We start from the raw sequence: 19,290 nt of genomic DNA on the forward strand, positions 1-19,290 counted from the left end.
TGATCAGGGAAATGAACCGATTGATATGGGCAGTCTTCGTGGCCGGGAGTGCTACGGCGGACTTGATCTTTCGAGCACCGGAGATATCACAGCGCTGGTTCTGATGTTCCCACCTCGGGATGAGACGGAGAAATACATCTGCCTGCCGTTCTTCTGGGTGCCGGAAGATACGATTCCGATACGCGTGAGACGTGCATCGGTTCCGTACGACGTTTGGGTGAAGCAAGGATACATGAAAGCGACCGAAGGGAATGTGATCGACTACAACTTCATCGAGAAGTTCATACTCGATCTCTACAAGATTTACAACATCAAGGAGATCGCGGTCGACCGCTGGAACGCCACTCAGCTCATCATCAACCTACAGGATGACGGCATGACGATGGTGCCGTTCGGGCAAGGGTACAAAGATATGTCGCCTCCCACCAAGGAGTTCTATAAGCTCATGATGGAGGGCCAGATCATTCACGGCGGCAATCCGGTTCTGAAATGGATGGCACTAAACGTGGTGGTGGACCGCGACGCTGCGGATAACATCAAGCCGACGAAGGCAAAGTCCCCAGAGAAGATCGATGGTATCGTCGCTGCGATCATGGCACTGGATCGCTGTATCCGGCAGGAAAATACAGAGAGTGTCTACGATAGCCGAGGCCTTGTGGTGTTCTGATAATGTGCTTCATTTCTCCTCCCGATATTTGTGCAAGATATGTGTCGAAATAAGTTGATGTATTTCTGGCGCAGAGTGATATATGTACATGCCAAAGGAAAAGGGCACACAAACAAAACGGAGGACAAGGCCATGACGAAAGCAAGCTACAGATTCATTAAAGACGGAAACACCTACACCACAGCACAGGGAAACAACCGGTTCGAAGCACAGCTGAACCTTGAACTTCAATTCCAGACAGACCTCACGGGAGCAACCTTCGAGGAGCTTTGGAAGGGCAAGGTCGAGAGAACCGGGATCGTAAAATAAACCAGAAACAAACAGGAACGAACAGGAACGAACAGGGCATTCACCAAGACGGTGGGTGCCTTTTTCCGTGGAAGAACTGCTGCGGACAGCGGCAGAGATAGGAGTATGACACATGGGATTTCGGGATTTATTTCACAGAAGGAAGGCAAGAGCGGATCCGAAGGATGCAACATCCGGCAGTGTCTACCGCGCTTACTACGGGCACACCTCATCCGGAAAGACCGTAACAGAACGGAGCTCCATGCAGGTGACCGCTGTGTATGCCTGCGTCCGAGTGCTGGCAGAAGCGGTGGCAAGCCTGCCGCTGCATTTGTACCGGGAGGAGAACGGCAGCAAGGTGAAGGCGACAGACCACCCACTGTACTTCTTGCTCCATAGTGAACCGAATGAAGAGATGACAGCCTACTCGTTCTGGGAGACGCTCATGACTCATCTATTACTGTGGGGGAACGCATACGTCCAAGTGATCCGGAACGGCAAGGGGGAAGTCACAGCACTGTATCCATTGATGCCGAATCGCATGACGGTAGACCGAGACGAGAACGGCCACATCTACTACCAGTACCTGTGGTCCAAGGGTGACGATGCACCGACCATGAAGGAGACGATCGTAAAGCTGTCACCCCATGAGGTGATGCAGATCCCGGGGCTCGGCTTTGATGGACTGGTCGGATACAGCCCGATCGCGATGGCGAAGAACTCGATCGGTCTTTCGATGGCCTGCGAGGAGTATGGCTCTAAGTTCTTTGCAAACGGCGCAGCACCTTCCGGTGTGCTGGAACACCCCGGCATTCTGAAGGATCCGGAAAAGGTCCGGGACAGCTGGCAGGCAGCCTTCGGTGGCAGCCAGAACGCTGGGAAGGTCGCAGTTCTGGAAGAGGGGATGAAATATTCGCCGATCTCCATCAACCCGCAGGAAGCACAGTTCTTGGACACTCGGAAATTTCAGATCGATGAGATTGCACGTATCTTCCGCGTGCCTCCGCACATGATCGGAGACCTGGAACATGCGACATTCAGCAATATCGAAGAGCAGAGTCTGGAATTCGTGACCTACAGCTTACAGCCTTGGCTCACCCGGATCGAGTCGTCAATCTCCAGGTCCCTTCTCTCGAAGGATGAGAAGATGATCTACTACGCCCGGTTCAACGTGGACGGGCTTCTTCGCGGTAACTACGCATCCCGCATGCAGGGCTATGCGACCGGTATCAGTAACGGCTTTCTGTGCGTGAACGACGTGCGACGGTTGGAGAACATGGACCTCGTGCCCGACGAAGAGGGCGGGAACCTGTTTCTTGTAAACGGAACCATGACGCCTCTTCGGAGTGCTGGCGCAGCCTACCAGAGCGGTTCTGGAGGTAGTGATCCTCCGGAGCAGGATGAGCCCGATGAAGAACCTGAGGAAGATACCGAAAACAAAAAGCCCCACAGAAGGGGAAGGAGGAACACATGAACAAGTTTTGGAAGTGGGTGCGGAACAAGGCACCGGATGGAGAAGATCCGGATCTTTCAGCACGCACGCTGTTTTTAAACGGAACCATTGCTTCGGAGAGTTGGTTTGACGATGACGTCACGCCAGCTCTTTTTAAGTCTGACCTTGATTCCGGGAAAGGACCGATCACGGTCTGGATCAACTCTCCGGGCGGCGATGTCTGGGCGGCGGCACAGATCTACAACATGCTTCTGTCCTATGACGGGAAGGTCACCGTGAAGATCGACGGCCTTGCAGCATCAGCGGCATCGGTCATTGCGATGGCAGGAGATGAGGTTCTTGTCTCTCCGGTCTCCATGCTGATGATCCACAATCCGTCCACGATGGCAATGGGGGATAAGGATGATCTTGCGCAGGCCATCTCGATGCTCGATTCCGTGAAGGATTCGATCCTGAATGCCTACGTCAAGAAGACCGGACTTTCCAAGAACAAGCTCAGTAAGCTTATGGACGATGAGACATGGATGGATGCGAGCAAGGCCGTGGAGCTTCATTTTGCAGACCGTGTGATGGAGCGACCGGATCTCTATCGCAGTGAGCAGGAAGAGAAACCGGAAGAGGACGATCCTGACAAGAAAAATCCGGAGGAATCTGAAGAGAAAACCGAGCAAGCACCAGATGGTCCCAAGAAGAATAAAGATCTGCTTGCTGCAGGTTTTCTTTATTCCAGTCGTCAGATGGCGGCTGCATTTACCAACAAGGTGAAGGAACACTACAAGGTTAGAAACAAGGCATCGGAAGCACCGATCGCTAAGGATACTGCAGACAAGGGCCGGAGCGTGGATGCTCTGATGGATCGCCTGAATCTGCTGCACAAAGTGATGTGAGGAGGAGAACACAATGAACGTACAGGATTTGATTGCAAAGAGAGCAAGAGCGTGGGAGGCAGCAAAAGCCTTCCTCGAAGCACACAGGGGAGAGAACGGCGTCCTTTCTGCCGCAGATGGAGAAACGTATGACCGTATGGAAAAGGAGATCACGGATCTCACCAAGGAGATCGATCGCCTGAACCGTCAGGCTGCCATCGAGGCACAGCTGAGTCAGCCGACTTCTTCTCCTCTTTCCAACATGCCTTCCGCAGGCAACGATAAGCCTAAGAAGCAGGGACGCGCTTCCGATCAGTATGCCAAGGATATGCTGACCGCCATGCGCACGAACTTCCATCAGGTTTCCGACATCCTGCAGGAGGGTGTGGATGCCGATGGCGGATACCTCGTTCCGGAGGAGTGGGACAACCGCCTCATCGATGTCCTGAATGAAGAGAACATCATGCGGGGCCTTGCAACCCACATCACGACTTCCGGTGAGCACAAGATCAACATCGCGGGAGCCAAGCCGACCGCGGCATGGATCGAAGAGGGCGGTGCACTGCAGTTTACCGACGCGAAGTTCGGACAGAAGATCATGGATGCGCATAAGCTCCATGTGGCAGTGAAGGTGACCGAGGAGCTTCTGTATGACTCCATGTTTGACCTTGCAAGCTACATCACCACCCAGTTTGGAATCGCCATTGCCAATGCCGAGGAGGATGCTTTCTTAAACGGCGATGGGAAGGGGAAGCCCACCGGTCTCTTTGATGAGACAAACGGCGGTACGGTCGCAAAGACTCTCACCGGCACGAAGCTCGGCACCGACGATGTGCTGGATCTGGTCTATGCGCTGAAGCGTCCGTACCGGAAGAAGGCATCGTTCATCATGAACGACCAGACTCTTGCAGCTCTCCGGAAGCTCAAGGACAACAACGGCGCCTACATCTGGCAGCCGTCCTATCAGGCAGGGGAGCCGGACAGACTTCTTGGCTATGCGGTTCACACCAGCGCGTTTGCGCCGGAGCTTGCGGCAGGAAAGCCTGTGATGGCCTTTGGCGACTACAGCTACTACAACATCGGCGATCGCGGCAGTCGTTCCATGCAGGAGCTTCGTGAGCTCTTTGCCGGAAACGGCATGATCGGCTATGTTGCCAAGGAGCGTGTTGATGGTCTTCTGGTTCTTCCGGAGGCCGTGCAGATCATGAAGGCGGGCGGCACGGATGCGAAGCCTTGATAAAAGGAGGTTGTAAGTCATGCTGACACTGGACGAGGTGAAACAGTATTTAAGGGTGGATAGCTCCGAAGAGGACGCGCTGATTGAGGGTCTCATAAAGACCGCTGACTTGCTCGTCCGGGAGGTCAGCAGAATGGATTCGAAAGAGGATGCGCCGGAAGCTTCCAAAGCTGTCCTTTTGACTGCGGAGCTTTATACCATTGCTTACCTTTACGAGCACAGGGAGGAGGCAGACCACCACGGTCTGGTCATTACCCTCCGTGCTCTTTTATTTGGAATTAGGGAGGAGAAATTCTGATGCGGATTGCCGACTTAAATCTCCGGATTACTTTTCAGAAGCTCTCTGTGGTAACGGACAAATACGGAAACCACACGAACGCTTACCGGGATTTTTTCTCCTGCTATGCGACAGCGTCCGGCTCCGGAAACGAGGCCAGTGAGGCAGGCGTTACCACGCCGAAGGAGACGATCGACTTTACCGTCCGGTGGTACAAGGCGCTGGATGAGGTCACATCGGACGGCTTTCGGATTACGGCGGGAAACAACTCATACAACATCCTCTACGTAAACCCGATGGGAAACCACAGGAAGTGCATGAAATTCCACTGCGAAAGGATGCGCAAATGAATGAAAAGATCAAACCAGAACAGCTCTCTGACGCCATCATGGAAGGACTCGAGGAATATAAAAGCCTCTCCACAGATGCCATGAAGGAGGCCGTGGAGAAGACGGCGAAGAATGTAAAGAAAGAGATACAGGGCAAGGCCCCTGTCCGAACGGGAAAATACAAGAAGTCATGGAAGGTGACAAAGACCGATGAGAACGCCGAGAAGCTCGTGATGACTGTCCATGCCGGGAGGTATCAGCTGACCCATCTTCTGGAGCATGGCCATGCCAAGCGTGGCGGAGGCAGGGTCGCTGCCATCCCTCACATCGCCCCTGCGGAAGCAGACGGCGTAAAGGAACTTGAGGACGAGATCACGGACGCTTTGGAGAAGGGAGAAGGTTCATGACATACGATGAGATTGTAACAATGCTTGAAGAAGCTAATATACCTCTGGCTTATGATCACTTTGCCGAGGGCGAGTCTCCCGATCCGCCCTTTCTTCTTTTCTTAAGTCCATCGGAGGAGATCTTCGGCGCGGATAACATTTCCTATGCCGCTTTCCCGGAGATCAATGTGGAGCTTTACACCGATAAAAAGCATCCCGAGCTTGAGAAGAAACTGGAAGAAATCTTCAAACGGCATGATGTCTTTTATCTCAAGTCCGAGACCTGGATCGAATCCGAGAGATTGTATGAAGTACTTTATCAGATCACACCATAAGGAGGTGTTTCCATGAGTAACAGAAACAAGGTGAGGTACGGCCTGAAAAACGTCCATTACGCCTTGCTTTCTTCCTCGGAAGACGGGACGGTTAGTTACGGCAAGCCTAAGGCATGGCCCGGTGCCGTGTCGATCAAGTTCTCGGCACAGGGAAGCCAGGAACCGTTCTACGCAGACGACATCAAGTATTACGTGACAAGTTCCAACACCGGCTACAACGGCGATCTGGAAACAGCCCTTGTCCCGGAGGATTTCAAGACAGATGTCCTCGGCGAGATCAAGGACTCAAACGGCGTGTTCGTGGAGAATGCGGACGCACAGCCTGTTCCCTTCGCCCTGCTCTTTGAGTTTGTCGGCGATGCCAGAGCCATCCGACATGTGCTTTATAACTGCACGGCAAGCCGTCCGGATATCGAAGCGCAGACCAAGGAGGATAAGGTATCCGTCAAGACCGAGAGCCTTACGATTGACGCATCCTCGATCTACAACAAGGACCTCGACGCAAACATCGTAAAGGCTGACACATCTTCCGAGACGGACGAAGCCACCTACAAGAGCTGGTATGATTCCGTCCACCTCCCGGCGAAGAAGGCCGCAAGTGGTTCTACTGCTTCAGGAGGGACGAGTAGCACTTCCAGCACTTCAACATCAGGAAAGTAAGGGGTAAACCATGAGAAAAGAAATCGAAATGACTCTGGAGGACGGCAGCATAAAGCCGTTCTCCTTTGAAGCAAACGGTGCGACCGCAATCCTCTACCGGATGGTATTCCATGAGGATCTGATGGTTACGATGAACAATCTCTCCAGCGCAAACCTTGATACCTTAGTCGGAGCGAAGCTCGCCTACATCATGCATGCGCAGGCAGAAAGCACGCCCACCTCTCAGCTTTCTCTCGATGACTTCATCCACTGGGCGGCAGGCTTCGACGGCATGAGCCTGATCGAGGGACTTGATTCCTTCGTGGCAGTCTACCTCGGAAACCGCATGGCGACCACTGAGCCAAAAAAAGAGGACGCCCAACTGACCGGGAAGTAAACACAGCGGTCTATCTACTCCGCTGTAAGCAGTTGGGCTTTACCCTCCCGGAGCTTTCCATGATCGAGGAAGGCATGGTATTTGATGTGCTTTCAGAATCTGATAACGATGAGAACGGCGACTACTGCGAGGTGGCGACACAGGAGGATATGGATAACTGGTAAATAGCGTCATGAACTGCTGTTCAGATTGTTATAACCATGCTTCTCTGTTAATATTAAAAGACACAACAGCCAGTGGAAGATGCTGTTAAATCGGAATTTATGGAGGTGTTGATATATGGATTTGAAAGATGTGAGTACACAGTCAGCAGAAATAAGAAGCCGCTATCATGATTTGGAAAGGCAGATTCACGGCTCTGTCTGGTCGGTGGAAGAAGATGCGTTAGCTTTTCTGACTGATGCTGGATTGATCGGAAGATTTACGATGGATAATCAGGGACGCTGGCCAAGTGAAGATAAAGAGCTGCTTCCTTCCAAGATTGGCGAATGTGTCTGGTGGTTGGCCGTTCTTGCCGAAAGAATGGAGTTAGACTTTGCAGATTGTGTAGAGCAATTCCTTAATGAACGGTTGACGGCTTTAGAGTGATAAATTTGAATTTTGGGGAGGGTAAGGTTATGACACTTAAAGATATAAGTAACGCTCCAGACTGGATAATGTGGGTGGTATTTGTTATTTTTGCTTTAATGAGTATAGTATTACTTACTGGTCGTGGTGCAGGTCTAATTGCAGGATATAATACAGCAAGTAAATCAGAAAAAAGCAAATATGATGAAAAGAAATTATGTAGAGTCACAGGAGCAGGAATGTCTGTGATAACTGTTTTGGTTCTTGTAATGGCGATATGGGAAGAAATTATGCCAGCCGTATTTGCATACATTTTTCTTGCAATTACGTTAATTGATTGTGTAGTTATGATTGTATTGATGAATACTGTTTGTAAGAGATAACTTCCAGTTTATATTAATATTTCGGTTCGATTGCCGGAACACTACTCCATCGTAGTGCTCCGGTTTTTTGATGCCATTTTTCAGAAAGGAGGACAGCGATGGCTGACCGTATAAAAGGAATCACTGTAGAAATCGGCGGTGACACGACCAAGCTGTCCGATGCCTTAAAGGGCGTAAACAAGTCTATCCGCCAGACGCAGGATCAGCTTAGGGATGTAAACAAGCTCTTAAAGCTTGATCCCGGCAACGCTGACCTTCTCGTCCAGAAGCAGAAGTATCTCTCTGAAGCGATCTCTGACACAAAAGAGAAACTCAAGCAGGAGCAGGATGCCTTAAAGCAACTGCAGCAAGGACCGCAAACCGAGGAGACCTTCAAGCAGCAGGAGGCTCTGACCCGTGAGATTGAAAACACCAAGCAGTCCCTTGAAAAGCTGAAGTCCGAGTTCAAGGATGTCGGTTCTGTGGCGGGTGTCCAGCTCCAGCAGACCGGTCAAAAGATGAAGGATGTCGGCGACAAGATCGCAGGAGTCGGCACTTCCCTTTCTACCCATGTAACCGCCCCGATTGCCGCCGTCGGTGCGGCATCCCTTGCCGCTTTTAAGGAAGTGGATGAGGGAGCGGATATCGTCACGCAAAAGACCGGGGCAAGTGGCAAGGCATTAAAGGAAATGCAGGATGCGGCAAACGATATCGCCACAACCATCCCGACTGACTTTGCTACGGCGGGGTCCGCAATCGGCGAGGTAAATACCAGGTTCGGTCTTACCGGGGAGAAACTTAAGGATCTCTCCCAGCGGTTCGTGGAGTTTGCTTCTTTAAATGACACGGACGTATCGACTTCCATCGATAACGTATCCTCGGTGCTTAACGCCTTCGGCATGGATGCCTCCCAGACGGGCGGTATGCTTGATGTCTTAAATTCTGTCGGGCAGGCTACCGGTCTTTCAATGGATACCCTTTCGCAGGATCTCTCACAGAACGCTGCACAGCTTCAGGCAATGGGGCTTAACGCCACGCAGTCCGCGCAGTTCCTCGGGAATGTCGAGATGTCCGGCCTTGACGTAGGAGTCGCGATGGCAGGTATGAAGAAAGCCATGAAGGAAGCCGCCGGGGACGGGAAGACTCTTGACCAGGCACTGAAGGGCTTCTCTGATACCATGCACTCCAATAAAAGCGATACCGAAAAGCTGCAGGCCGCTTACGATCTATTCGGATCCAAGGCCGGCGCTTCCATCTATAACGCCATGCAAACCGGAAAGCTCTCCCTTGATGGATTCTCCTCCGATATGAGTTCCTTCTCCGGCAACGTATCAAAGACCTTTGACGATACCTTAGACCCGATTGATAAGTTTAAGACCACGCTTAATCAGCTGAAGGTCACAGGGGCTGAGATCGGGAACTCCCTATCAGAAGTCCTTGCCCCTATGCTTTCTCAGGCGGCAGCCGCCCTAAAGCAGTTCGCAGGATTCTGGGAAAAGCTGCCCGGACCCATGCAGCAGTTTATCGTAAAGGCAGCGCTTGTTGCGGCCGCGGTTGGTCCTGTCCTTGTCGGGATCGGCAAGGTGACAAGCTCAATCGGCACGATCACATCAGGCATCGGTAAGGTCATGACGCATCTCGGAGGACTCTCCGGCGCGATGACAGCATTCAGCTCGGTGAGCTTACTTCCCATGATTGGCATCATCGCCGCCGTAGTCGCGGCTGTCGTCGCTGTCATTGCGATTATAAAGAACTGGGGAACGATCTCTAACTGGTTCAAGGGTGTCTGGGAAGGCGTCTGCAGTGGCGTAAAGGCAGTCGGCACTTCCCTTAGCACCTTCTTTACAGGTCTCTGGAACGGAATACAAACGGTAACAACCACCGCCTGGAACGGGATAAAGACCGGCGTATCGACTGTCTGGAACGGTATGAAAACAGGCGCATCCAGCGTATTCAACGGGATAAAGACAAATATCTCGAATGCATGGAATACTGTAAAGACCAATACTACAGCGGCATGGAGCGCGATAAAGGCAAGCATTGCCAGTCATAGTGGCGGTATAAAAGGGATCATCCGGACCGCGATGGCCGGATATCAGAATCTATGGAAGGCAGGGTTCCAGATGATGAACCAGGTGACCGGAGGAAAGCTTGGATCGATTCTTGCAACTGTCCGAAGCAAGATGGCAGGCGTTAAATTAGCCTTTTCCGGGGCAATGGAAAGCGCCAAGACTGTGGTCAGCGGAGGCCTTGCCAGAATCCGGAACTTTTTCTCCAGATGCCGCCTTCAGCTTCCACACATCAAACTTCCGCATTTTTCCATTAGCGGCTCCCTGTCCCTGAAACCGCCATCGGTTCCACATCTTTCGGTCAGCTGGTACAAAAAGGCCATGGACGAACCCTATCTTCTCCAGAGGCCGACCATCTTTGGATTGTCCGGCGGAAGTCTTCTCGGCGGTGGGGAAGCGGGAGAGGAGGCCGTGGTCGGCACCAGAAAACTTCAAAGCATGATTGCGGAAGCATCCGGACAGGATGCGGCAGCCGAGGCAATAGTAACTCTGGGCAATCAGCTGATGTCCCTGATGCGGGAGTACTATCCGCAGATGGTAAATCAGAGGGTGGTTCTGGATTCCGGTACACTGGTTGGCAGTCTTGCTCCGAAGATGAATGAACAGCTCGGCAGAATCGCCGGGAGAAAGGCGAGGGGATAAATGGAGCATTCGGTGATTATCGGCGGACATCACATATTCGAAGAATGGGGGCTTGTGGCAAAAAACAGGCTCCACGTTGCCCAGCCGGAAGTAAAGACCAGGTATATCGATGTCCCGGGCGGGGACGGACAACTGGATTATTCCGATGTCCTCACGGGAAAGGTCCGGTATGGACGAAGAACGGGGTCCTGGGAATTCTGGCTGCGGCCCGGTAAAAAATGGGTGGAGGTTTACACGGATCTTCTGATGACCCTCCATGGGAGGATGGAAAAGCTGATTCTCACCGATGATCCGGATCACTTCTATACGGGGCGGATATCGGTCAATGGCTGGAAATCGGAGGAGAAGAACTCAACGATTGTCCTTGATTACAATCTGGAGCCCTATAAATATATCGCCGCCTCTACCAAAGGGTATGACTGGCTCTGGGATGATCTTTTTGACAACATCATCTACTATGGAACTTTTGATGTCGACGGAACCAAAGGACGGAATCTGATCAATCCTTCCGGCCTTGAAGTTTCTCCGACCTTTCTGTGCTCCGCCCAGATGACCGTCACTTTTGATGGTGTCGATCACGCCCTTTCCAAGGGGGAGAATAAGAGTGATGCCATCCTCCTTCAGCCCGGAGATAACCGGATGGTTTTTGCCGGAAAGGGACGGGTGCTTGTGGATTATTCCCTGGGGAAAAGCTTATGATCTATCAGGTTTTCATGGATGGAGTTTCCATCTTTAACTATGATTACCCGGACATGGTTCTGTTGGAACCAACGCTGGAGATGGAATTGAATACGTCCGGGAGTTTTGATTTTACCATGCCCGCCCGTCATGTCTTCTATGACAACGTCCATCTTCTGACTTCGGATATTGAAGTGTATGAGGGGAACCATCTTCTCTGGTTCGGACGCCCGATTGGAATCCAGACGGACTACTACCGGCAAAAAAAGGTATCCTGTGAGGGAGCGCTGGCTTTTTTCAACGATTCGGTACAAGATGCGCAGGAATATGACCGGATTTCCATCCGTGACTTCTTCCGTCTGGTAGTGGCAAATCATAACCGGCAGGTCGCATCGAACCGTCAGTTTACCGTTGGCACCATGACCATTCCGGACAAGATGGTTTACCGAAAGCTGCACTACGAGCAGACGATGGATGTCTTGAAGAGGCAGTGCCTTGCTGCAGAGGGAGGTTACTTTTTTGTACGGCGAGAGGGCAGTGTAAATTACATCGACTGGCTTTCTGAGATGCCCTACACCTGTAACCAGCCGATCGAGTTCGGTCTGAACCTATTGGATATCTCCGGAAATAGGGGAGGCGAGGAGGTGGCAACCTGCGTTCTTCCCTTGGGAGATACGGACCATACAACCGGGAATCCTCTGACTGTAGAAAGCGTAAACAATGGAAAAAAGATTGTGGAATCGGAGGCCGTCGTCACATATGGGAAAATCACAAAGGCAGTGACCTTCTCCGGGGTGTCCGATCCGCATACGCTTTTTGAGGATGGCGTGGAATATCTGAGTTCCCTGCAGTTTGATCGTCTGTCCATCGAGTGTGATGCGTCAGAGCTTCACTTTCTGAATCCGAATTTCGAGGCGTTCCGCGTCGGACAAAGGATCCATTGCGTCTCCAAGCCTCATCTGGTGGAAAAGGATCTGCCGCTTACCCGGATGAGCCTGAAGCTCGATACAGCGACCAAGCAGATCACACTGGGAACACCGGTGCGTCAGACCCTCACCGAGATCTATGCGGATATAAAGACGGAAGAGGTGAAGGAAATGCAGGAGGATGTGTCTGACTTGAAGGATGATGTGACAGGCATTCAGGAGGATATTGGAGATATTCAGGACAACATCACCGCGATGCAGGACGAAATGGACAACTTATCAGAGGGTGACGGCTGGCATCATTGGATCGGTACTCAGGAGGAGTACGACGCGCTGTCTGAGAAAAATCCGGAAACCGTTTATTTTATCGAGTCTGGAGGAGTATGAGAAATGGGCATCCTTTTTCACGACGTTTCCTTCAAAGAACTTTCGCAGCCGATCTACGTTGGAAAAAAGCGGATCGGAAAAGTGATGGTCGGAGAAGAAAAGGTGTATCCCGATATGACGGAATATCGGGCGCGTTATGCACAGTGGATTTTATTCCCACCGATGATTTCCGATTACGGTCCGTCTCCAATTGATCAATATGGGGCCATGCTCCAGGCAAATGAGGACGCGAAGATTCAAAAGTGCTGCTTCCTTCTTTACCTCAACGAGGCCGGCTACCTGACCTATCGGAAACTGGGTGTGAAGGGAGAAAACCTTACCTCGCTTCTCTATGTTCCGTTTCTCGCCTATCAGGGGAGGATCGTCTATGAAGGAACGACGAACAGCAACATCAACGTGTTTGAGCTGACCCTGGATCCCAAAGGCTATTACACAAGTACAAAGATCGATGCCAACCTGAAAACTGCTGACCAGAATCGCCTTTCCAATTACTCCATTGACTTTGATCAGGAGAACACACGACTGGTTTATACCGAGTTGGAGTTTGAAAGTTATCTTCTCTCATAAGAAAAGGTGGAGAAGGAAGTGCGAAGAAAAAAATAGGGAAAAGGAAATACAGCAAAGGAAATACGGAGAAGGAGATAAAGAGAAGGAAATATGGGGCAAGCATCATCACTCGGAAGGAGGCGGAAAAAAATATGGAAGATATGGAGAAGGAGCTGAATACCATCGAGACGGCTTCCCGGGGAGAAGAAGTCAGGGATGCGATTGTGCATGCGCTCCGAAACCTGAACATGAGTGAAGAAGCCACAAAGGCGGCAAAGACCATGACTTATACGCTTTCGATCTCCGGAAAGACGATTACCCTTTCGAATGGGGACAAGATCAGTCAGAGCGTTGATATCCCGGTCGGACGGACCTATACCTTAGCCCTTGTGGATCACAAACTGACATTGACCGATTCGGAAGGAACAGCACAGGAAGTGGATTTACCCAATGATGTGGAGTCCGCTCTGGGAAAGGAGTACTGATGGCATCCCTTACAGAAATCTTTACCGCGATTGCGGATGCGATCCGAAGCAAAACGGGAGGAACAACAAAATACAAACCGGAGGATATGTCAGCCGCCATCCGCAGCCTTTCCACGGTCAATATCGGCACGGTTGGCGCGGGGCTTGCGGCAAGAAACCTCGCAGAACTGGATCTTGGAATGGCGGATTTGATTGTATCCTACAGCCTTCAGAATATCGGCGCTGTCAAAATCAAGGGAGATCATGTGACGAGTGTCCAGCGATCGGGAATTCTTGGGGAAGGGAATGGTGATGCAGTGCTCGAGGAAATCGATCTTCCCATAGCAAAGACTCTGGGAAGTTATGCCTTTGCATCCAATAAGAAGCTCACTAAGGTGACGGTTTCGGATCAAGTGATCACCCTTCCTTCCTACCTGTTTCAATATGACTCCGAACTGACCGACTTTTCCTTGCCGTCCGGACTGAAGACCATCAGTGAAGGCGCTTTTTATGAATGCAACAAATATCAAACGGCTTCCCTTCCGGAAAGTGTAACGACGATTGGAAACAGTGCCTTCTGTGATTGTTTGGCACTGGCTCTGACAAGTCTTCCGTCAGGGATTACTTCCATCGGATCGAATGCCTTTCAGAACTGCCAATCTCTGGCACTCACCTCGCTTCCGGAGAATCTTTTGACCCTCGAAAACTATGTCTTCAGCGGATGTACGTCACTTACGCTTTCCACGCTTCCGCCTCAGATTGCTGCCATCGGCGATTACGCCTTAAATAATACGGGCATCACAAATTTTACAATTCCGGATTCGGTAAAGAGCCTCGGAAAATATGTGTTTTCCAGTTGCACGAAGCTGGAATCCGTCCGTGTTCCAGCTCTTCTGTCGATGGGAATCCGTACCTTTTCCGATTGCACAAAACTGAAGAGAGTGGAGCTTTCGGCTGGAACCACGATGGTGTCAAGCTATACGTTCTACAACTGTACGGCTCTGGAGGAAGTTGTGATTCCATCTTCGCTCTACGACATCTACACGTATACGTTTTATAACTGTAAGAATTTAAGAATGACGGAGCTTCCGAGAAAACTGCGGACGCTCGCAGGATATGCTTTTTATAACTGCGCAACGGTGTCTTTCTCGTATCTTCCGGACACGATCAATGGCATCTATGATCACAGCCTGGAAAACTGTACCGCTCTGACAGAGCTTCGCATGCATTCCACGCCGGCAAATGGAATCTATTCGAATGCCTTTCAAGGCTGTACAAATCTCAGCCATATCTATGTGCCATGGGCGGAAGGTGCCGTAGCCAATGCTCCGTGGGGAGCAACGAATGCTACGATTCATTATCATACCGTGTACCCAGCGGCTGGGATTTCTCTTCCGGAGACGGTGTATGTACTTGCTGTGGCATCGAGCTTTGACTTCAAAAGCGTTCTTTCTGTTGTCGATCAGGATGGATATGCAGTGACCGGAGATCTTACCGGTATCACCTGGTCGGCGGGAAGTCTATCCGGTGTCAGCCTCGATGCATCCAGCGGCGTTCTGACACTAAGCACTCCTGCGTCAAACGCTACGCTTTCGGTCACAGCCTCATCCGGGACATGGGGGAGTGCATCGACGACGGTGGTCTTTATCCGTAAGCACTATACGGTGGATCTGGGGAATGGACAGTGGGTGGATACCGGTTCCAAAGTAGACAACAATACAGTCTATCAATCCGATGCCGGATCCTACCACATCAATAATGGAACATCGACAGCAACGATTACGATCGTCGGCTATCAGAAGTTTGTGGTCTATATTCGGTCCTATGCAGAAAGCACCTATGACTATACGATCGCATCCACTCTGGATGCAGCCGCATCGAGAGGCGGAAGTACGGCGCAGACCACAAGTGGAAAGCAGTCGTCATCCACCTATTATAAAGCGGAATATCTCATCTCCGACAATGAGCCACATACCATTCAGATTATGTATTCGAAGGATAGCTCCCAGAACAACGGAGACGATCGGGGATACTTCTATATTGCGGAAAGTGAGTGTGCATAACGAAGACAAGAAGAGCATGATAAAACAGAGAGGAGATGATTCCATTGATCGACTTTATCTTGAAATACTGGATTCAGGAGCTCTTTGCCCTGATCCTTGCCGTCCTCACGTGGCTTTGGCGGACGCTGCTCCGGCGAAAACAGGAGAACGATGAAATAAAAGAAGGAATGATGGCACTGCTGCATGACCGTATTTATCAGGCCTGCAGTTTTTTTATTGCTCGGGGATGGTGCTCTCCTGAGGACCGGAGCAACCTTGAGTACCTGTACAAGCCGTACAAGGCACTCGGTGGAAATGGCACCGGAGAGTCCCTGTACAAGAAGTGTCTGGAACTGCCGCTTTCGGCAGACAGAAATAAAAAGAAGGAGGAATGACTTATGGATTTTGGAATTGCAAGTGTGGCGGCAATCACAGTGATTGCGTATCTTGTCGGCATCGGCTGCAAAGCAGCTGGCTCTGTGAAGGATGAGCTGATCCCGGTGATCTGCGGATGCGTCGGTGCGGTGCTCGGCATCGCGGGGCTGTATCTCATGCCGGACTTCCCGGCAAAGGATGTCATCAATGCCCTTGCTGTCGGCATTGTGTCCGGTCTCGCCGCGACTGGTGTAAACCAGATCTACAAGCAGCTCAACAAGACAGATGCGTGAGAGGAGGTGATCCTCGTATCTCGGCTGCTCCTTCCGTAAAGGGAGCAATGTTATGTTTGGCTCTTCGGGCTTAAAAACCCGGAGGGCTTTTTGATTTGCAGGAAATCGATATTTGAGTTGGAGGAGAAAATCATGAGTAAAACAGAATCTGCCATCCAGTGGATGGAAAATCATGCAAACAATAACGCACACGGCTATGACCAGAGATATCGCTGGGGAGAGAAGGGAGACTTTGACTGCTCCTCGGCAGTGATCTCGGCATGGCAGGCAGCCGGTGTGCCGGTAAAGACAAAGGGTGCGACCTATACCGGCAACATGTTTTCGGTCTTTTTGTCCTGCGACTTTGAAGACGTAACCGGCACGGTGAACCTTGCAACCGGAGCAGGCCTTAGGCGCGGCGATGTTCTTTTAAACACCGCGCACCACACCGCGATGTATTGCGGGAATGGAAAAGAGGTCGAGGCATCCATCAATGAGAGGGGAACAGCGGTAGGCGGCGCTCCCGGTGACCAGACCGGACGTGAGTTTCTGATCCGTTCATACCGGAATTTCCCTTGGAACCATGTGCTTCGCTACAAGGAGAATACCGCGACGAAGTCCGTAGACAAGCTTGCACGTGAAGTACTGGCGGGGAAGTGGGGGAACGGCTCTGAGAGGAGAAGACGCCTTGCTTCTTCCGGCTATGATGCTTCCGCTGTGCAGGCAAAGGTGAATGAACTGATTCGCGCAAAGGCTCAGCCGCAGGCAGTTTACTATACCGTGCAGCGAGGAGACACGCTCTCTGGAATTGCCAGAAGGTATGGAACCAGCGTATCTGCCATCCAGAAGCTGAACGCATCCCTGATCAAAAATGTAAACCTGATCCAGGCAGGGTGGAAGATCCGGGTGAAGTAAAAAGAACCTGTGGGCACCTAACAAGATGCCTACAGGTAATTTTAAGCAGAAAAATAGAGCCCGATCTCTCGATAAGGCCCTTGCAAAAGCATTGCTGCTTTTTCCTTGTGGTTATAGTTTATGTGATTGGGAACCAGTTGTCAATAACTAATCGCAAAAAATCAAAAGAAGATGATATCAGTGAATTTGTATAATAGTAGTCGAAATGTCTGAACATACGTTCCTCAAATACATGTAGCTTCTTGGCCGCTTTGTTGTGCACACCTTCACTTGTCACAATCCTATTATGCATAAAGAGAATGCAAATCAGGCCGCGAATGCGGTCATTACTCATTCGAGTTGTACGTATGCTTCGGGTGATACCAGGCAATTGAGAAAGCTTTCGATTAATAAGATAGTTTGTTTTGTGCCGCGAAGTATTTACATGTAGATCGTATATAATACAGTCACTGTGAGCACATGCATTGCGAATGTTTTTACAATCCAGAAGAATATATAGATTGTCTTGCATATCTTTTGATCCAAAGCGAATGGCGCAAAAACTGTAAAAGTGAAGTATTGTTCCAAGCGGTATGAGCTCGAGAAAAACCCAAACAGGAAGATTGGAGATGTATTTCTTGTAAATATCACCGGTGTAAATACTGTTTCGGTTTTGCTCTAATTCGCTTTGCAGATGTTTTTTATGCTCAGCATCAAGAGAGTTTATATAGTCAATTACGATCTGATATCCGTCTTCATCATGATTGTCGATTTCTCGAAGCAGTTCCAGTTTGGTGAAATGCTCAATATCAAGCGATAACTGGAGAAAGGTGTATCGAAGCTCCATATCGATTATTGCGAGATCCTGAAGGTAGCCAAAGTCAAGATTGACGTATTTATCAATTGGATTCTGGTTTGCGTCAAGCTGTTTGTTGTAGTTCTTCCGATATGAGGCTACACGAAAATAGTTATTGTTATTTCTCATATAATCGGCAGCATTATCCGGCGAGACAATATGAAAAGTGATGCCCTTTTGCTGCATATGAGCAACGAGCTCTTGAGCGGATTTAATAGGTTTTACGATTGTGCCCATGAAAATTCGATTCCTCCATTGTTCTTTGGCAAGCGAATGGCAGGTATTTATATTTGATTGTACATAATTTCCTTAATAAGATCAATAAACTTAAGATTTATTAGCCATCAGCTTTTTACAGGCTGGTGGCTTTTTTCATTTCCGATTTCTCTCCGAAAGTTCCGTTTATCTGTGCAGGAGAGAATGTTCCCGGACCGTTCAAAATCACGCCTGAATGGTCCGCATATATCTGCAAGGATAACCTATCTTCCTTTGCTCAGAACGGACAGATCTGTTCTGCACGTAGGGAAGGAATTCTTGTACTTACAACCTTAGGGCAAAAGGAGAATACCCATGAAGAAGAACGATCAAACAGAAGAAAAAAATGAGCAGGTGCTCCTGCTTCGAAAGAGCGGGATGAGCAATCGGAAGATTGCGGAATACACCGGGGTTTCTTATGAGAAGGTCCGGTATCAGTGCAAAAAGGACGATTGCGATAGCATTCCCGTGGACGAGGAACTGCCAGAAAAGATAAAGACGCGGGAAGCCTGCTCTTTCTGCGGGAAGCCCATCACACAGGATGAGCATCACCGAGGTCGAAAGAAGCGGTTCTGCTGTGAGAAGTGCCGGCGCACGTATTGGAAGATCCACCGAAGTGAGCAGAAAAAGAATCCCAAGGCGATCTACACCAAGGTGTGCGCGTATTGCGGGAAGACCTTCGAGGTCTACGGCAATAAGAACCGGAAGTACTGCTGCCACGAGCATTACGTGGCGGACTACTTTGGCAGCTGATGAGATCGCATATTTAACCGCAATTATATAGGAAGAAAAAGGCAGAAATGACTTGATAGAATCGCAGATCAGAGTGATGGATAGACTACCAAAAGAGAAAGGAGGCAACGATGGAACTACTTACAACCATTACAGACAGGGCCGTTCTCGTGCGGTTTCTTGAAGAGAGCACCGGGCTTAATGCCGAATACGCCGGAGCACCGACCTTCCACTACAAGATCGGAGACTACACGGTTCTTCGGAACGCACACATCCGGGTTGCCGATGAAAAGGCAGATCCCGGGCTGATCGGAAAGCTCAAAGAAAGCGGTCTGATCGTGGATGAAAA

At 50.4% G+C, this 19,290-nt stretch carries 25 protein-coding genes; 24 read left to right on the plus strand and 1 reads right to left on the minus strand.

Annotated elements, in window-relative coordinates; all coding sequences use genetic code 11:
* The 22 genes from ACTQZS_RS14295 to ACTQZS_RS14400 all read left to right on the plus strand — a co-directional run.
* The coding region (locus ACTQZS_RS14295) for a terminase TerL endonuclease subunit (protein WP_441476407.1) at positions 1 to 667 on the plus strand (667 nt) is incomplete at its 5' end.
* A gap of 132 nt (positions 668 to 799) precedes the next feature.
* Positions 800 to 976 (plus strand): hypothetical protein, encoded by a 177-nt coding sequence (locus ACTQZS_RS14300; protein ID WP_177965648.1) that lies wholly within the window; start codon positions 800 to 802, stop codon positions 974 to 976.
* A 112-nt stretch (positions 977 to 1,088) separates the two neighbouring features.
* A complete protein-coding gene (locus ACTQZS_RS14305) occupies positions 1,089 to 2,429 on the plus strand; it encodes a phage portal protein (RefSeq protein ID WP_441476408.1) in 1,341 nt (446 codons plus the stop codon).
* Positions 2,426 to 3,295, plus strand: a complete 870-nt coding sequence (locus ACTQZS_RS14310; protein WP_441476409.1) for a head maturation protease, ClpP-related — start codon at positions 2,426 to 2,428, stop codon at positions 3,293 to 3,295. The genes ACTQZS_RS14305 and ACTQZS_RS14310 overlap by 4 nt, the downstream gene beginning before the upstream one ends.
* Positions 3,296 to 3,308: 13 nt before the next feature.
* Positions 3,309 to 4,511: a phage major capsid protein gene (locus ACTQZS_RS14315; RefSeq protein ID WP_441476410.1), complete on the plus strand. Its 1,203-nt coding sequence runs from the start codon at positions 3,309 to 3,311 to the stop codon at positions 4,509 to 4,511.
* 19 nt (positions 4,512 to 4,530) lie between these two features.
* Positions 4,531 to 4,809: a head-tail connector protein gene (locus ACTQZS_RS14320; protein WP_441476411.1), complete on the plus strand. Its 279-nt coding sequence runs from the start codon at positions 4,531 to 4,533 to the stop codon at positions 4,807 to 4,809.
* A complete protein-coding gene (locus ACTQZS_RS14325; RefSeq protein ID WP_441476412.1) occupies positions 4,809 to 5,138 on the plus strand; it encodes a phage head closure protein in 330 nt (109 codons plus the stop codon). Before ACTQZS_RS14320 ends, ACTQZS_RS14325 begins: the two co-directional genes overlap by 1 nt.
* Positions 5,135 to 5,524, plus strand: coding sequence for an HK97 gp10 family phage protein (locus ACTQZS_RS14330; protein WP_441476413.1), 390 nt, complete (start codon positions 5,135 to 5,137; stop codon positions 5,522 to 5,524). The genes ACTQZS_RS14325 and ACTQZS_RS14330 overlap by 4 nt, the downstream gene beginning before the upstream one ends.
* Complete coding sequence (locus ACTQZS_RS14335; RefSeq protein ID WP_441476414.1) at positions 5,521 to 5,838, plus strand: hypothetical protein; 318 nt, start codon at positions 5,521 to 5,523, stop codon at positions 5,836 to 5,838. The genes ACTQZS_RS14330 and ACTQZS_RS14335 overlap by 4 nt, the downstream gene beginning before the upstream one ends.
* Positions 5,839 to 5,850: 12 nt before the next feature.
* Positions 5,851 to 6,498 carry a major tail protein gene (locus tag ACTQZS_RS14340; protein WP_441476415.1) on the plus strand — a complete coding sequence of 216 codons (648 nt, stop codon included), beginning with the start codon at positions 5,851 to 5,853 and terminating at the stop codon, positions 6,496 to 6,498.
* Between the two features lie 10 nt (positions 6,499 to 6,508).
* Positions 6,509 to 6,874 carry a hypothetical protein gene (locus tag ACTQZS_RS14345; protein ID WP_441476416.1) on the plus strand — a complete coding sequence of 122 codons (366 nt, stop codon included), beginning with the start codon at positions 6,509 to 6,511 and terminating at the stop codon, positions 6,872 to 6,874.
* A 279-nt stretch (positions 6,875 to 7,153) separates the two neighbouring features.
* A complete protein-coding gene (locus tag ACTQZS_RS14350; RefSeq protein ID WP_441476417.1) occupies positions 7,154 to 7,462 on the plus strand; it encodes a hypothetical protein in 309 nt (102 codons plus the stop codon).
* 29 nt (positions 7,463 to 7,491) lie between these two features.
* The gene (locus tag ACTQZS_RS14355) at positions 7,492 to 7,824 is read left to right on the plus strand and encodes a DUF3784 domain-containing protein (RefSeq protein ID WP_441476418.1); all 333 of its coding nucleotides are present in this window, start codon (positions 7,492 to 7,494) and stop codon (positions 7,822 to 7,824) included.
* Between the two features lie 98 nt (positions 7,825 to 7,922).
* The gene (locus tag ACTQZS_RS14360; RefSeq protein WP_441476419.1) at positions 7,923 to 10,514 is read left to right on the plus strand and encodes a phage tail tape measure protein; all 2,592 of its coding nucleotides are present in this window, start codon (positions 7,923 to 7,925) and stop codon (positions 10,512 to 10,514) included.
* Complete coding sequence (locus tag ACTQZS_RS14365; RefSeq protein ID WP_441476420.1) at positions 10,515 to 11,213, plus strand: hypothetical protein; 699 nt, start codon at positions 10,515 to 10,517, stop codon at positions 11,211 to 11,213. It abuts the gene before it with no gap.
* Positions 11,210 to 12,505, plus strand: coding sequence for a phage upper tail fiber protein (locus ACTQZS_RS14370; RefSeq protein WP_441476421.1), 1,296 nt, complete (start codon positions 11,210 to 11,212; stop codon positions 12,503 to 12,505). Before ACTQZS_RS14365 ends, ACTQZS_RS14370 begins: the two co-directional genes overlap by 4 nt.
* A gap of 3 nt (positions 12,506 to 12,508) precedes the next feature.
* Positions 12,509 to 13,072, plus strand: coding sequence for a hypothetical protein (locus ACTQZS_RS14375; RefSeq protein ID WP_441476422.1), 564 nt, complete (start codon positions 12,509 to 12,511; stop codon positions 13,070 to 13,072).
* A gap of 131 nt (positions 13,073 to 13,203) precedes the next feature.
* Complete coding sequence (locus tag ACTQZS_RS14380) at positions 13,204 to 13,536, plus strand: hypothetical protein (RefSeq protein WP_441476423.1); 333 nt, start codon at positions 13,204 to 13,206, stop codon at positions 13,534 to 13,536.
* Complete coding sequence (locus tag ACTQZS_RS14385) at positions 13,536 to 15,578, plus strand: leucine-rich repeat domain-containing protein (RefSeq protein WP_441476424.1); 2,043 nt, start codon at positions 13,536 to 13,538, stop codon at positions 15,576 to 15,578. The genes ACTQZS_RS14380 and ACTQZS_RS14385 overlap by 1 nt, the downstream gene beginning before the upstream one ends.
* A 44-nt stretch (positions 15,579 to 15,622) precedes the next feature.
* On the plus strand, positions 15,623 to 15,952 hold the full coding sequence (locus ACTQZS_RS14390; protein ID WP_441476425.1) for a hypothetical protein: 330 nt from the start codon (positions 15,623 to 15,625) through the stop codon (positions 15,950 to 15,952).
* Between the two features lie 3 nt (positions 15,953 to 15,955).
* Positions 15,956 to 16,225: a phage holin family protein gene (locus ACTQZS_RS14395; RefSeq protein WP_441476426.1), complete on the plus strand. Its 270-nt coding sequence runs from the start codon at positions 15,956 to 15,958 to the stop codon at positions 16,223 to 16,225.
* A gap of 132 nt (positions 16,226 to 16,357) precedes the next feature.
* Positions 16,358 to 17,119: a LysM peptidoglycan-binding domain-containing protein gene (locus ACTQZS_RS14400; RefSeq protein WP_441476427.1), complete on the plus strand. Its 762-nt coding sequence runs from the start codon at positions 16,358 to 16,360 to the stop codon at positions 17,117 to 17,119.
* 118 nt (positions 17,120 to 17,237) lie between these two features.
* Here the strand turns inward: ACTQZS_RS14400 and ACTQZS_RS14405 are convergent, their stop codons facing one another.
* Positions 17,238 to 18,191 (minus strand): Abi family protein, encoded by a 954-nt coding sequence (locus ACTQZS_RS14405; RefSeq protein ID WP_441476428.1) that lies wholly within the window; start codon positions 18,189 to 18,191, stop codon positions 17,238 to 17,240.
* A gap of 333 nt (positions 18,192 to 18,524) precedes the next feature.
* Here ACTQZS_RS14405 and ACTQZS_RS14410 point away from each other — a divergent pair, with 333 nt between their 5' ends.
* Together ACTQZS_RS14410 and ACTQZS_RS14415 are read left to right on the plus strand one after the other, a co-directional pair.
* The gene (locus tag ACTQZS_RS14410; protein WP_441476429.1) at positions 18,525 to 18,962 is read left to right on the plus strand and encodes a hypothetical protein; all 438 of its coding nucleotides are present in this window, start codon (positions 18,525 to 18,527) and stop codon (positions 18,960 to 18,962) included.
* A 110-nt stretch (positions 18,963 to 19,072) separates the two neighbouring features.
* Positions 19,073 to 19,290 (plus strand): hypothetical protein (locus ACTQZS_RS14415; protein WP_441476430.1); only part of this gene is annotated, 218 nt, incomplete at its 3' end.

It is taken from the genome of Bilifractor sp. LCP19S3_H10 (assembly GCF_052119185.1).
Lineage (GTDB): Bacteria > Bacillota > Clostridia > Lachnospirales > Lachnospiraceae > Bilifractor.